Source organism: Streptomyces sp. NPDC058872 (assembly GCF_042743065.1).
In the GTDB taxonomy this organism is placed as follows: domain Bacteria; phylum Actinomycetota; class Actinomycetes; order Streptomycetales; family Streptomycetaceae; genus Streptomyces.
This window is the reverse complement of sequence record NZ_JBHYMK010000013.1, coordinates 62,984-77,287: the sequence shown is the minus strand read 5'-3', so window position 1 is coordinate 77,287 and position 14,304 is coordinate 62,984. Positions and strand designations below refer to the sequence as shown.

Annotated in this window: 11 protein-coding genes and 1 pseudogene; 8 read left to right on the top strand and 4 right to left on the bottom strand. The window is 69.6% G+C overall.

The features are described from left to right. Positions 1–2: 2 nt before the first annotated feature. On the top strand, positions 3–2,291 hold the full coding sequence (locus ACFW22_RS10925) for a glycoside hydrolase family 3 C-terminal domain-containing protein (protein WP_386401513.1): 2,289 nt from the start codon (positions 3–5) through the stop codon (positions 2,289–2,291). Between the two features lie 301 nt (positions 2,292–2,592). Then, the gene (locus ACFW22_RS10920; RefSeq protein WP_386401511.1) at positions 2,593–3,867 is read left to right on the top strand and encodes an amidohydrolase; all 1,275 of its coding nucleotides are present in this window, start codon (positions 2,593–2,595) and stop codon (positions 3,865–3,867) included. Between the two features lie 139 nt (positions 3,868–4,006). Here ACFW22_RS10920 and ACFW22_RS10915 read toward each other — a convergent pair whose 3' ends face one another. Further along, entirely contained in the window at positions 4,007–5,149 is a 1,143-nt protein-coding gene (locus ACFW22_RS10915; protein WP_386401509.1) for a TDT family transporter, read from the bottom strand. A 93-nt stretch (positions 5,150–5,242) separates the two neighbouring features. On the opposite strand from ACFW22_RS10915, the gene ACFW22_RS10910 reads away from it, so the two are divergent. Then, positions 5,243–6,148 (top strand): LysR family transcriptional regulator, encoded by a 906-nt coding sequence (locus ACFW22_RS10910; RefSeq protein WP_386401507.1) that lies wholly within the window; start codon positions 5,243–5,245, stop codon positions 6,146–6,148. Between the two features lie 101 nt (positions 6,149–6,249). Here the strand turns inward: ACFW22_RS10910 and ACFW22_RS10905 are convergent, their stop codons facing one another. Beyond that, positions 6,250–7,044: a DsbA family protein gene (locus ACFW22_RS10905; RefSeq protein ID WP_386401505.1), complete on the bottom strand. Its 795-nt coding sequence runs from the start codon at positions 7,042–7,044 to the stop codon at positions 6,250–6,252. 68 nt (positions 7,045–7,112) lie between these two features. Continuing rightward, positions 7,113–7,607 (bottom strand): MauE/DoxX family redox-associated membrane protein, encoded by a 495-nt coding sequence (locus ACFW22_RS10900; protein ID WP_386401503.1) that lies wholly within the window; start codon positions 7,605–7,607, stop codon positions 7,113–7,115. A 735-nt stretch (positions 7,608–8,342) separates the two neighbouring features. Between ACFW22_RS10900 and ACFW22_RS10895 the strand changes: the two genes are divergently transcribed. Further along, the gene (locus ACFW22_RS10895; RefSeq protein ID WP_386401501.1) at positions 8,343–9,374 is read left to right on the top strand and encodes a beta-ketoacyl-ACP synthase 3; all 1,032 of its coding nucleotides are present in this window, start codon (positions 8,343–8,345) and stop codon (positions 9,372–9,374) included. 443 nt (positions 9,375–9,817) lie between these two features. Here the strand turns inward: ACFW22_RS10895 and ACFW22_RS10890 are convergent, their stop codons facing one another. Beyond that, positions 9,818–10,627, bottom strand: coding sequence for a transposase family protein (locus ACFW22_RS10890; protein ID WP_386401499.1), 810 nt, complete (start codon positions 10,625–10,627; stop codon positions 9,818–9,820). Between the two features lie 199 nt (positions 10,628–10,826). On the opposite strand from ACFW22_RS10890, the gene ACFW22_RS10885 reads away from it, so the two are divergent. The 4 genes and pseudogenes from ACFW22_RS10885 to ACFW22_RS10870 all read left to right on the top strand — a co-directional run bounded on the left by ACFW22_RS10885 (position 10,827) and on the right by ACFW22_RS10870 (position 13,538). Beyond that, a complete protein-coding gene (locus ACFW22_RS10885; RefSeq protein WP_386401497.1) occupies positions 10,827–11,003 on the top strand; it encodes an acyl carrier protein in 177 nt (58 codons plus the stop codon). Continuing rightward, positions 11,000–12,240: pseudogene (locus ACFW22_RS10880) on the top strand (beta-ketoacyl-[acyl-carrier-protein] synthase family protein). Before ACFW22_RS10885 ends, ACFW22_RS10880 begins: the two are co-directional and overlap by 4 nt. A gap of 9 nt (positions 12,241–12,249) precedes the next feature. Next, positions 12,250–13,386 carry an SDR family oxidoreductase gene (locus tag ACFW22_RS10875; protein ID WP_386401495.1) on the top strand — a complete coding sequence of 379 codons (1,137 nt, stop codon included), beginning with the start codon at positions 12,250–12,252 and terminating at the stop codon, positions 13,384–13,386. Positions 13,387–13,412: 26 nt separating this feature from the next. Continuing rightward, positions 13,413–13,538 carry a hypothetical protein gene (locus ACFW22_RS10870; protein ID WP_386401493.1) on the top strand — a complete coding sequence of 42 codons (126 nt, stop codon included), beginning with the start codon at positions 13,413–13,415 and terminating at the stop codon, positions 13,536–13,538. The last annotated feature ends 766 nt before the right edge of the window (positions 13,539–14,304 follow it).

The window sequence follows — 14,304 nt, the reverse complement described above, 5'->3', positions numbered from 1 at the left end:
CCATGTCTGACCGCCACCCCGATGCCGCTGCCCGCGTACGTGACCTGACGCTGGAACAGAAGGCCGCGCTGACCTCGGGCCGGGACTTCTGGCACCTGCAGGACCTGCCCGAGGCCGACGTCCCCTCGGTGATGGTCGCCGACGGGCCGCACGGTCTGCGCAAGCAGCCGGAAGACGCCGATCCGATCGGGCTGGGCACCAGCCTGCCCGCCACCTGCTTCCCGCCGGCCGTCACCCTCGCCTCGGCCTGGGACCCGGAGCTGATCCGCAGGGTCGGCCGCGCGCTGGGGCGCGAGGCCCGTGCGGCACAGGTCTCGGTCCTGCTGGGTCCCGGAGTGAACATCAAGCGATCGCCCTTGTGCGGACGCAACTTCGAATACTTCTCCGAGGATCCGTTCCTGGCCGGCCGCATCGCCGCCGCCTACGTCCACGGCGTGCAGGAGATGGGGGTCGGCACCTCGCTGAAGCACTTCGCGGCCAACAACCAGGAGACCGACCGGATGCGCGTCAGCGCCGACGTCGACGAGCGGACCCTGCGCGAGATCTACCTGCCCGCGTTCGAGCACGTGGTGAAGGACGCCCAGCCGCGTACCGTCATGTGCGCCTACAACAAGCTCAACGGCACCTACACCGCCGAACACCGCTGGCTGCTGACCGAACTCCTGCGTGAGGAATGGGGATTCGAGGGGCTGGTCGTCTCCGACTGGGGAGCCGTCAACGACCGTGTCGCCGCGCTCGGGGCCGGCCTCGACATCGAGATGCCGCCGTCGCACAGCGACCACCTGATCGTCGAAGCGGTCCGGGACGGGCGCCTGGACGAGACGGCCGTCGACACCGCAGCCCGCCGGGTGCTCGAACTCCTCGACGCGACCCGGGCCACCCTCGAACCGTTTGAGGACCCCGACTACGACGCCCACCACGCTCTGGCCCGCGAAGCCGCCGCCGCCGGCGCGGTCCTGCTGAAGAACGAGCACGGCCTGCTGCCGTTGGACCCGAACGACATCCGCAAGCTCGCGGTGATCGGCGAGTTCGCCCGGACCCCGCGCTACCAGGGAGCCGGCAGCTCTCAGGTCGTCCCCACCCGGGTGGACACCGCCCTTGACGCCCTCACCGACACGCTCGGCGCCGACCGTATCGCCTTCACCCCCGGCTTCGCCCTGGACGGGACCCCGGACCCCGACCTCGTGGCCGCGGCCGTCGCCGCAGCCCGCGACGCCGACACCGCTGTCGTCTTCCTCGGCCTCCCGCAGAGCGCCGAGTCGGAGGGGTACGACCGCCCGCACATGGACCTTCCCGCCAACCAGATCGAACTGCTCGCCGCGGTGCACGAGGCGAACCCCCGCACCGTCGTCGTCCTGTCCAACGGCTCGGCCGTCTCCGTCAGCCCCTGGCAGCACCACGCGGCGGCCCTGCTTGAAGGATGGCTCCTCGGCCAGGCCGGCGGCACGGCGACCGCGGACCTGCTGCTCGGCCGCACCGAGCCGGGAGGCCGGCTCACCGAGACCATTCCGGTGCGGCTGGAGGACAACCCCTCGTACCTGCACTTCCCCGGCGGCGAGCAGCACGTCCGCTACGCGGAGGGCGTCTTCGTCGGCTACCGCTACTACGACACCCTCGACATGCCCGTGGCATACCCGTTCGGGTTCGGGCTCGGCTACACCACCTTCACCGTCGCCGACGGCGGCCCGCGCGTGGCCCGGACGGACGCAAACACCTTCGAGGTCGAGGTCGACATCACGAACACCGGCGACAGAGCGGGCAGCCAGGTGGTCCAGCTCTACGTCCACGACACCGAGAGCTCGGTCATGCGCCCGGAGTGCGAACTCAAGGGCTTCGCCAAGCTGACCCTGGCACCGGGCGAGACCGGGACGGCCCGCTTCCACCTGGACGAGCGCTCCTTCGCCTACTGGTCGTCCGCCGAGAGCCGCTGGAAGGTCGAACCGGGGACGGCCCAGCTGCGCATCGGTTTCTCCAGTCGCGACATCCGCGCCACCCACGAGGTCACGACCGAGGACAACCAGCCGGCGGACGCACCTCGCCTGGACGCCATGTCGACGGTGCTCGACTGGCTGTCCGACCCGGTCGGAGCGGAGATCCTCATGCCCCTGCTCGACAAGATGGGCGAGGGCGCCGAGCGGGAGCTGACCCCAGAAGTGCAGAAGATGCTGGCGCAGCTGCCGATGTCCAAGATCGCGCTGTTCACCGGGCAGTCGGCCGCCGCGACCGCCGAACTCGTCGAGCGGTACCGCACCACGCTCGACACCGGGGCCGTCCCCTCGATAACCGGCTGACCCTGCCGCACGGCTCGGTGACGTGCCAGCCCGGCCTCTCGCCCTGAGGCCCGCCCGGGCCGACCTGCCACCAGGACTCAGGGCAAGGCCGGATTGTCGTCCAGGCTCCGGCGCCTCGCGGCGGCGAGGCGCCGGAGCCGAGAGGGCCGCTCCTCACGGGGCCGGGGTCGGTGGCGCCCTCGACGGATGCCGCCGCAGGCCCGGACCGCCTGGTGCAGGACCGCCTCCTGCGCGGAAGTCGCAGGGTGCCGCCACCGGCCGCCCCTCCCACCCCGTACGAACGAAGCGAAGGACACCCCTCATGACCACCACCGAAACCACACCCCTGCTGTCCGGCCTCACCGACCGCCTTCCGGGACTGCGTGCCCTCTACGAAGACCTGCACACCCACCCGGAACTGGCCTTCCAGGAGGTCCGCACCGCCCGCATCGTCGCCGCCCGGCTGCGCGAACAGGGCTGGGAGGTGACCGAGGGCGTCGGCCGCACCGGCGTCGTCGGCGTCCTCACCAACGGCGCGGGGCCCGTCGTGCTGCTTCGCGCCGACATGGACGGGCTCCCCGTCAAGGAACAGACCGGCCTGCCGTACGCCTCCACTGACACCGGCACCGATCCGCAGGGCCGGGAAGTGCCCGTGATGCACGCCTGCGGCCACGACATGCACGTCACCTGCCTCCTCGGCGCCACCGCCCAGCTCGCCGCCACCCGTGAGCACTGGTCGGGCACGGTGGTCGCCGTCTTCCAGCCGGCCGAAGAGATCGGCGGCGCACCCGCGATGATCGAGGACGGCTTCCTGGACCGCTTCCCGCGCGCCGACGTGTGCCTGGGCCAGCACGTGTTCCCCGCTCCCGTGGGATACGCCGTCACCCGCCCGGGCCTGTTCATGGCCGCCGCCGACAACCTGCGGATCCGCCTCCACGGCCGCGGCGGCCACGCCTCCACCCCTGAGATGTCCGTCGACCCGGTCGTCATGGCCGCCGCCGTGGTGATGCGGCTCCAGACCATCGTCTCCCGCGAGATCGGGGCCTCTCAGGCGGCGGTCGTCACGGTCGGTTCCCTCCACGCCGGCACCAAGGGCAACATCATTCCGGAGACCGCGGACCTGGAGGTCAACCTCCGCAGCTTCACCCCGCCGGTGCGCGACCGGCTCCTGGCCGCGGTCGAGCGCGTCGTCCGGGCCGAGGCCGCCGCCTCCAACGCGCCGAAGGACCCCGAGTTCACCCGCCTGGAGTCCTTCCCCCTGACCGTCAACGACCCGCAGACCACCGCGATCGTCCACACCCGCCTCACCGAGGCCCTCGGACAGGACCGCGTCGTGACACTGCCCCAGCCGCTGAACGCGGGCGAGGACTTCGGCGTCTTCGGCGCCGCACTCGGCGTCCCTTCCGTCTACTGGCAGTTCGGCGGCGCCGACCCCGCCCTCTTCGCCGGCGTCACCGAACTCGACCAGCTGCACGTGAACGGCCTGCCCGACAGCGTCCCCGCCAATCACTCCCCCTTCTACGCCCCCGTGCCCGACCCCACCATCGAGATCGGCGTCACCAACCTCCTCGCCGTCGCCACCCACTGGCTGAGGTAGCCGACACACGGAGCGCACGTCCCGGGCACATGGGCGGCGCGCCGCCAGCCCGTCGGGTCCGGTCTCGACGCGTTCCACGTTCCTCCGAAGCCCGCTGACCCGGGCGGCAGCCGGCTCATGCCGCAAGAGCGGGAGGCCGCTAACGGGGCGGGAGGAACAGAGCACCCCGTCCGGCGCCGATCGCGGTGCGGGTCGCGGTCACCGCCCAGGCCGCCAGCAACAGGACGTAGAGGGCCACGGCCATCCAGGTGTAGAGGGAGAGGCCGGTGTGCAGGGCCAGGCCCGATGCTCCGGTGACGCACGTGCCCACGGGGAAGGTGAAGCCCCACCAGGTCAGTGCGAAGGGCATCCTGTTCGCGAGGGCGCTCGCGGTGACGGCGGCGGACAGGGCCATCCACATCATGGCGAATCCCATGACGGGCACGCCGTAGATGATCGCGAACATCCGCAGCGCGGAGGCGAGCTGTGCGTCCACGGCTCCGCAGCACACGTCGCCGAGCGAGTTCACAGCCGTGGTGGACTGACCGAGCGGGCCCAGCACGAGCCACAGGGTGGGCGTCATCTGGAGCGGGCCCACCTTGTGCTGGACCAGTTTCGACCACACGGTCGGCAGGATGAGCAGCGTCGCCATCAGGCTGAGCCCGAACATCGCGTAGCAGCCCAGCAGCATCGCCTCCCGCCACTGGCCGGCGGGCAGGTGGGGGATCAGCAGGGGGCCGGTGGCCGCCGAGACCATGGGAGCCACGATCGGCAGCAGCCAGGCGGTCGAGGCGCTGCGCAACTTCAGCTCGTAGGCGGTGATCATCAGGAACGGCACGGCCACGGCCACCACCAGGCCGAGCGCCGTACCGGAGATCCACAAGGTCCAGGACAGCGCCAGTGCGGCATCGGCACCGATGACGTCCTGGCCGACCAGCAGGGTGCCGGCCCCCACGGCGAGCAGGGCCATCGGAGGGCAGCCGTAGAAGGGGGCGACCGTCGGGTCGAAGAGATGGGCACGCGCCTGGTCCGGATGGCGTACGAAGTGGACTGCGCGGGCCGCCAGCAGCGCCAGGAGCATGACCAGCGACAGCCCCCACACGGCCGTGGCGAAGGTCCGCAGACCTGTGACATGGACCGGAAGAGTTGCACCGGCGTTCGCCACGATGGCCGTGCCCATCACCGACGCATACCAGTTCGGGCCCAGATGGCGGAAGGCCTCGTGCGGGTGCTGCAGGTCGCCCAGCAGACGCCGCGCGGCAGTCTCCCGGGGAGCGACACCCGGTGGATCCGAGAGGGGCATGAGGTCACAGTGACGCACCCCTTCACCCGGCGCCACGCGACATCCCTCCGCCGCACCCAAAACCCTACAAAGGGGGAAAGTTACTATCTGCCCATGAGCTTGCTACGCCGTGTCCCCGACCTCGCCTCTCTCGAGCTGCTGCTGGCCGTGGCTGAGCGGGGCAGTCTCGGTAAGGCCGCGAAGCAGCTCGGTATGACCCAGTCGGCGGCGTCGGCCCGGGTGCGGGCCATGGAGCAGCAGATCGGGGTGGGCCTCGTGGAGCGTTCCTTCAATGGTTCCCGGCTGACTCCGGCCGGTGCCCTGGTCGCCGGGTGGGCCGGCCCGTTCCTGGAACACGCCGCTTCGCTCGACGCGGGGATCGACTCGCTGCGGGCGCGGCGCGACAACCGGCTGTGCGTGACGGCGAGCCTCACGATCGCCGAGTACCTGCTGCCGCCCTGGCTCGTCGTCCTGCGACAGGAGCGGCCCGGCACGGCGATCGCGCTGAGCGTCGACAACTCCCGTGCTGCCGCCGAGAAGGTCCTGGCGGGCGAAGCGCACGTCGGCTTCATCGAGGGCTCCACCGTCCCACCGGGCCTCGACGCGACCGTCATCGCCACGGACCGGCTCGTGGTCGTCACAGCCCCGCACCACCCGTGGGCCCGCCGCCGTGCATCCGTCACGGCTCAGGAGCTGGCCCGTACCCCTCTGATCATGCGTGAGCAGGGCTCCGGCACCCGCCAGGTCCTGGCCCGCGCCTTGGCCGCCCACGGCGGGCCCGAGACGCCGTCGCTGGAGCTGGCCTCCACTGCCGCGGTGAAGGCGGCGGCGGTCTCGGGAGCGGGGCCGGCCGTCATGAGCAGCCTCTCGGTCCAGGACGACGTGCGCGCCCAGCGCCTGGTGGTGGTCACCGTCGATGCCGTCGACCTGACCCGCACGCTGCGCGCCGTGTGGCCGACCGGACAACGTCTCCAAGGGCCGGCCGCCGACCTCCTGGCCATCGCGAGGCGATCGGCGTGACCGTCGAATCCGTCCGGGAGAAGCATGAGCCTCGGACGGTGCCACCCGCAGGTCTCTGAAGACCCCTTGCCCAGGTCCGGCCGCGCCTCGCCGGTTTGCGCTCAACGGCCGGTCTTCGCCTGTGCCGCGGTTTCGACCAGCTGGGTGAGGCGTTCCGCGGTGAGGGGGTGCTGCGGGTCCTTCAGGAGGTCGGCTTCCCCGCCGTCGAGGAACATGGCGGGGGTTCCCTGGATCGCGGTCTGCTGATCGAACGTCCGTTGCACCGTCTTGACCCAGGTGTCGTGCGTTCCCGCCCTGACGCTTTCGGTGAATTCGGGGGTGTTCAGACCGTCGACCCGGTCGGCCAGGGCGAGCAGGAAATCCTTGTCCCCGAAGGCGTCGTCCGTTTCCTCCGGCTGGTTGTCGAAGAGCGCGTCGTGGTACTCGCGGAACTTCCCCGCCTCCTGCGCCGCGGCGGCGGCACTGGCCGCGTACGTCGAGCCCTTGCCCGGGACGATGCTGTCGACCAGGGACAGCACGTGGTACTCGACCCGGAGCTTTCCTTCGTCCTGCAGTTTGTTGATCGTCGGCCCGAGCCTGTCTTCCACCTGCCCGCAGCCCGGGCACCGGAAGTCCTCGTAGACGGCAAGCATCACGGGAGCGTCATCGTCGCCCGTCGGAATGACCAGCCCTTCCGGACCGGTAGCTCCCTGAGGGATCACGACGGGCCGGTCATCCCCCTCCCTGTACGACTGCACGGCGACCGTCACGGCCACCACCGCGGTCAGCGCGGCGGCGGCCACGGCGGTCCGGACGAGCGTCCTTCTTCGGCGGGCACGCTCTGCCTCCTGCTGACGCAGAGCGGCGAGTCGCGCGCGGGCGCTGCCGGAGGAGGGGGAACGGCGAGGCTTGACCATCGGACAACCAATCGTGATGCACAGGGAGAGAAGCGTGCGCATGTGCGCTCGGGAGAGGACGGCAGGGGTCAGGGCAGCACGGCATCGAGCGACACACGGGTGCGCGGGCGCCGGATCAGCAGCACGCTCAGGGCCAGGAACGCCAGGTCGCGGATGATCTCCGCGGCGTACCGGGTCTGACCGGGATCAACCGCTCCGCCGCCGCCGAAGCACCCGCAGTCGATGCTCATGCCCCGCGCCCACGCCTGGATGATCGCCGCGAGGAACGCCAGGAGGAGAAGGGCCGAGAGCGTTGCGGCGAACCGCGTCATCACACCGGCGGCCAGCAGCACGGCCAGCGCGAGCTCCAGGACCGGAAGACCGTAGCCGACCGGATGGACCAGCCCCTCGGGAAGAGCGCGATAGGCGCGGACCGCGTACACGGAGGTCTCCGGATGCAGGAACTTCGCCCAGCCGGCCCAGCACCACACACCGGCGAGCACCATCCGCGCACCCGTACCGGTCCATGGAGAGCGGAAGAGCGACGACCAGCGCCCGCACCCGCCCGTCCCTGACGCTTCCATACCCGCCTCGCCCTCCTGGGACCTTCCTTGCGACGCAGGCACGCTACGACGCACGGCGCCCGCGGGGCGGCGCTCATCACGTCTGCAGCCGAGTCCCCCACAAATCGATATGAGTAGCTCGAACGGTTGCCGCAGCAGGCTGCTGTGATGCCGACCTGTCCGGCACGGCGGCCCTGACCTGCAAAAACCCGCGATCCGGCGACATCGGCTCCGCGGAGCGGTGCGCCTCCACAGCTGGCAATCCATGGACCGTTTACGCCTTGGCATGTACAAGAAAGGGCTTGACCGACACTTCTGCCAATCAGGCCCTCTTTCTGGAAGTTCCCCCAGCAGGATTCGAACCTGCGTACGCGACTGCAAGGTGATCTCCTGGCCATCGCGAGGCGATCGGCGTGACCGTCGAATCCGTCCGGGAGAAGCATGAGCCTCGGATGGCGCCGCCCCACAGGGACATGTGCCGATCAGTCCGCTCCACAGAGGTCATTTGCTGAGAAAACCTCACCACCAAGGCGCTACTGACCGCCTTCGCGTCGCGCGTGAACACGAGGCCGACTACCTCGAGCTTCGAACCGTTTACGGAAACGTCGAGAGGCCTTGTCTTGTCACACATATCGCAGCGGGCCGTGCCCCGTCCGGCGCTCGGATTCCGAAACCAGGGCGCATTCCGCGCGCATTGCCGCACAAGCCATTACTTGAGGAGAGAGGCTCCTCTCGGTGGCTGATCCGAATGTGTCCGTGATCGACGGTGTAGGCGGAGCCCTGCCGCGACGCGTGGTCAGCAATGACGAGCTGACTCTCACCGGATTGGACACCTCTCACCAGTGGATCGCCGAGCGCACCGGCATCCACAACCGGCACTGGGCGGCGCCCGAGATCAGTACGGGAGATCTGGCGGCTGCCGCAGCCGAGAACGCGCTGGCGTCCTGCCCCACGGGGGCATCGGGGATCGGCCTGCTTCTCCTGGCCACCACCACGCCTGATCGGCGCTGCCCCGCCACCGCTCCGGAAGTCGCGGCACGCATCGGCCTGTCCGGCGTGGCGGCCTTCGACGTCGCCGCTGCCTGCGCCGGATTCCTCTATGCCCTCGCCGTGGGCGACGCATGGATCAGGTCCGGGGCCGCCCAACGCGTCCTGGTGGTCGGCGCGGACACGCTGACGCGCATCATCGACCCGCAGGACCGGGACACGGCGGTCCTGTTCGGCGACGGTGCCGGCGCCGTGGTGCTCCGCACCGGGCACCCAGGGGAGCCCGGTGCGCTCCACTCCGTGGTCGTGGCCAGCGACGGGACCCGCAGTGATCTGATCTCCATTGCCGCAGGCGGGGCACGGCAGCCCTATCCCCCAGACGTTTCGCCCCATGAAGCACCGGTGCCGCGCGGCGAACGGTTCGTGCGGATGCGCGGGCGCGAGGTGTTCGGTCAAGCCGTCCGTCAGATGTCGGCCGCCTCCGAAGAGGTCCTGAAGCGGTCCGGGTGGTCTCCCGAATCCCTCGGTGCCTTCATCGGCCACCAAGCCAACCAGCGGATCCTCGACGCCGTGGCGGAGCGGCTCAACGTCCCGCCGGCCAGCCGGTTGGGCAACATCCGCGACGTCGGCAACACCTCGTCCGCATCGATCCCCCTGGTACTCGCCGAAACCCTGTCCCAGGGGAGCGTCAGCCCGGGAAGCCGCACCCTGCTGACGGCGTTCGGCGGGGGCCTGGCGTGGGGCGCCGCCACCCTCACCTGGCCGACGAGCCGACAGACGTCAACCGTCACCCACATCTGACGCACCAAAACGTGGCTCTGTCGATGACGAGGAGCCGAATTCCTCAGGCGATCCGGGAGACGCTGCCGGCATCGAACGCCGATGGCTCCGGACAGCAGCCCGATATCGACCGGGCAGACACCGTGTGCCGCCCCTTCGAGGCCCGTGACAAAGGCACGGGCGGCGGCCCTCGTCCCGCCGTCGCCGAATACCGGCGGTTGCCTCCCATTCCTCGTCGACATCGAGTATGCGGGCACGGTAAACGCCTCCCGAGACCGTCGAAAACTGCTGGCGCGAAACCGATAGCGCCGGAAGCGCGCGCCACTCTCCCCTTCCTGCCCGTGCCCTCATCAGGCCGCGCCATCAGCGTGAGCCCGCTCCCCCCACCACCACACACAACGAGGAGATCCGCCATGCCGGAAAACACCAAGCAGTACCAACTACTGAGGTTTTCTCAACGGTGATCACTTCCAGATTCCGTTGAGGACGAGGGCGGCGCGGGCGATGTCTCCGATCCGGCTCGGGCTGAGCGTGACGTGCTGCAGGGCCCGCCATCGCTGCTTGAGCTCGGCGGCGGTCCGCTCGCCCAGGGCCCGCAGGTGCCGCAGCAGGGTGTTGAACACGCGGGTGTCGACGTGAAGTGCCTGTTCTGACTTGCCCTTTGGGCGCCGGACCGGGATGAGGATGCCGATCCCCGCTCCGATGTAGCCCTTGTCCGCCAGGGTCGGCAGGCCGTCAGCCGCCGCCTTGTACAGGGCTGGCAGGGCGTGGATTCGGGCGGCGGTGATGTCGGGCGTGGAGCCGGGCTCGACGTCGGAGACCCACAGCGGGGTACCGTCCGGGGCCGACAGGAACTGGATGTTGCCGCCGAACGCCTTGTGTTTCTGGCTGAACCACCAGTCGTTGCCGTTGTCGCGGACGCCGGCGAGGCGGTCCGATTCGATCAGCGTGCCGTCGAGGATCACGTGCGTCATGCCTTCGCGCTGACAACGGCTCAGGACCTCGTGCAGGTCGGTAGCCTTCTCCGCGAGGACGTCGATGCCCTCGTGCAGGTAGCGGTAGCCGGTGGCCTGCGAGATGCCCGCGTCGCGGGCCAGGCAGTGCACGCAGCCACGTTCGCGGAACCAGCGCAGCACCAGCACCGCCTGCCGGAACGGGCCCAGAGCCCGCGAGCCCTTCGGGGTGCCGATCCGCCTCCGGTGGACGGCCAGCAGACGGGCGAGATACTCCACCACGTGGCGCGGGACGTCGAGCGTGGCAACATAGGTGACCAACGTGAAGCCTCTGGTTCAACGGACGATCTTGTGAGAGAGACCTGTCCTACCAGGGGCTTCACGCCTGTCCGCGCCCGGGACCCAGCCGCTCGGTCCATCCCGAGCCGGGCGGTTCACCCAACTTCACGAAGATAATTTCGCTGAGAAAACCTCACTCACCACCCTGCTGCAGGAACGCTTCCAGGTACGCCAAGACCTGATGACCGAGCAGAGCACCTTCCAGGACCTCGGGCTCGACTCCATTGCGGTCGTCGAAGTGTTCGTCGTCCTGTCGGAGCAACTCGGGGTGGAGGTGGACGACGCGCAGGCCCTGCCCGGCACGACCCTCGCACAGGCCTCGGAGTTGCTGTCCGGGGTGGCCCCGGAAGTGCAATGAGTGGGCTCGCTGACGCGGTGGCCGTCACCGGAGTCGGTCTGGTGACACCCGCCGGCATCGGCCGTGAGGTGAGCTGGGAGCGCGTCTGCGGCGGTCGCTCGACCGCGCGGGCCGACCCCGACTTGGCGGGACTGGCCGTCGACATGTCCTGTCGCGTTCCCGGATGGGAACCGCCGCTCCACGTTCCTGACCCGCGGCCCTGGCAGTTCGACCGCTACGCACAGTTCGCCTTGGCGGCGGCGGCCGAGGCGGTCGCGGATGCCGGGCTCGACCCGGCGGTCTGGGACGGCGACCGCGTGGCGGTCGTCCTCGGCACCGGCACGGGGGGCCTGGGCACACAACTGCAGCAGCACGCCAAACTTCTCCGTGGGGGTCCGCGCTATCTGTCACCGATGCTGTTGCAGATGTGCTTGCCCAACATGGCGGCCGGGCAGGTGGCCATCCAACTGCGCGCCAGAGGACCCGTGCTGGCCACGGCGACAGCCTGTGCATCCGGTGCCACCGCCATTGGTACGGCCTGGGACCTGCTGCGCGCCGGGGCCTGTGACGTGGCCGTGGCGGGAGCGGCCGATGCCTCGGTGCACCCGCTTCTGGTCAGCGCCTTCGATCGGATGGGGGCCCTCTCCAAGCGCACGGAGCGTCCCGCCGAAGCCAGCCGCCCCTTCGACCGGGCCCGTGACGGCTTCGTCATCGCGGAAGGGGCCGGAGTCCTGGTGCTGGAACCCGCTCGGAAGGCATCCGCCCGAGGGCGTCCTGGGTATGCCCTGCTGTCGGGTTACGGCGCGTCGTGTGACGCCCACCATCCGGTCGCGCCCCATCCCGACGGCGAAGGAGCCGCCCTCGCAGTCCACCGGGCGCTCGAACGAGCAGGTGCCTCACCAGCGAGGTCGATCACATCAATGCCCACGGCACCGGTACGGCCCTCAACGATGCTGCGGAAGCGCGCATGGTCAACCGGCTGTTCCCGCACCGCCCCGCAGTCACCGCGCCCAAAGGCGTGCTGGGCCACCTCCTGGGCGCCGCCGGGGCAGTCGAAGCTGCTCTGACGGCCCTCACCGTCTCCCGCGGCACCATCCCGCCCATCGGCAACCTCCGCGACCCGGACCCCGAGTACGACCTCGACACGGTCCGCGGCGAGAGTCGCAGCGCCCCGGTCTCACTGGCCCTCAGCCATTCCTTCGGATTCGGCGGCCACAACACCGCTCTGGCCTTCCGGCCGACACGGTCCACAGCATAGGGACAGCACATGCCCACCACACATCTCCTGACGGGTGCCACCGGCCTGCTCGGCGCAGCACTCGTACTCCAACTAGCCGCCGAGACCGATGACTTGATGGTCTGCCTGGTTCGGCCGGGATCCGGTGACCCCACCCATCGCCTGCACCACACGCTCCGACAAGCCGCGACGGCATACGGCACCTGCGACAAGACGACGCAGAAGGCGCTCCGCCACAGCCGCGCCCTGCCCTTCGACCTCACGGACCCCCACCCCCCAGGTCCGGGATTGCCGGCCGGACGAGACGACGTGGAGATCTGGCACAGCGCCGCGCTCATGCTCTTCCGCCCCGCGGAACGCCGCCGCTCCTTCGCAGCCAACCGAGCAGGCACCGAAAGAATGGTCCGACTCGCCCAGCAGCTTCCCACCCGCACCTTCAACTACATCAGCACCGCATACGTGGCAGGGCTGAACGAGGGAACGATCACCGAGGGGCCGGTCCTCCAGGCCCGCCCGCGCAACCCTTACGAAGCCAGCAAGCTCTCCGCCGAACGCCGACTCGCGCGCGCCCTCGACCTGCCCGTGAGGGTGATGCGCCCCAGCATCATCGTGGGCCACAGCCAGACCCTGCGCTACCCCGGCACGCCCAGCGGCCTGTTCACCGTCCAACGCCTGATCGCCGCACACCTGCTGACCGCCTCCCCCGAACGAAGCCCCCGGATCAGTGCCCTGCCCGAGGAACCCTTCGACCTGATCCCCATCGACCACGTCGCGGAACAGGCGACCCGGCTTCACCTGCGCGACGCACCGACGGGCCACTACCACCTCACGAATCCCGCGGCGGCCCCCACGGGCGAAGCGCTGGAAGCGATGGTCGCCAACGCCGGCAGGCCGGCCCCCACGTTCCAGGCCGACGCCGACCACCGCCACCCCGAAGACCGGCGGCTCCACAAGATGCTGTCCGCCTTCTCCCCGTACCTCACCAACCGCCAACGCTTCGACCGCACCCGCACCGACGCGGCACTCGGCCTGCACGACGCCGGCTGGAGACCGGAGAAGACCGCCTTGCGCCGCATGCTCAGCCCCTTCACCGAGGACTCGTCAACTTCTACCGGAAGGAGAGGCAAGGGGATGACAGCAGGACGAGCACCGGAACGGACCCGCTGACCGGACAACCCCAGATCGCAGGCGATGTGATCGAGGACGGCCTGCCGGACGACAGCGTGCTCGACCTCGGACAGCACCTGTGGGTCGCCCACGCTCCGGCCACGCGCAGGCGACAGCAGCGCGCCCCGGCCACCAGTCGTCCACGGCCCTGACCCACCGAACAAGGCCGAGGGCCACTGGGTCCCGCCCTTCCAGCGGCGTGGACACCGCCAGCAACCGCACAGCCTCCTGTGCGCCCGGCGACCACATCCGGGTATACCCCGGCAAGTTACTCATGAACGGCCAAAGAGCCTGAAACTAAAGCGTTTCGAACCAATAACTGCCTGCCGTTCTCCAGGCTGACCCCGGGGATCGGGATCCGCTATGGGAGCGGCCGACTGCCTGGCCTGCCAGTTGCCCGCGAGTAGCCCGAGTGTCAGAACGCCATGAAACGCACAAAACCTTATATATCAAGCGTGAGGAGCAACGACCCACTGGACCGCTTGCGTTTTCAGGGTATCCGAGCAGGTCACGGGCGAATTCAGCACTACTGAGCGAATTTGGGCCGAGGTGTCCTGGAGAGCTGTCACAGGCAGGCCGGCGCGATGTCGACGCATCCGGCGTGACGGTTCTGACCTGCGAAAACTCGCGATCCAACGGCACCGACTCCACGGAGCGACGCCCCACGGCACCCGAAAAGAGCAACGGTCTATAGGCCGCATACGTTTTGGCATGTACGAGAAAGGGCCTGATCTGCGTTTTCGCAGGTCAGACCCTTTTTCCGGAAGTGCCCCCGGCAGGATTCGAACCTGCGCACACGGCTCCGGAGCGTTGACTCTACCCAGCGTTTTCGCAGGTCAGTGGCTCAGCTGACGCGATGTTAGCGGCTCGGTCCCGCGCATGTCCCGTGAAGTAGGAATGTCCCTTTCTGGGCGACTT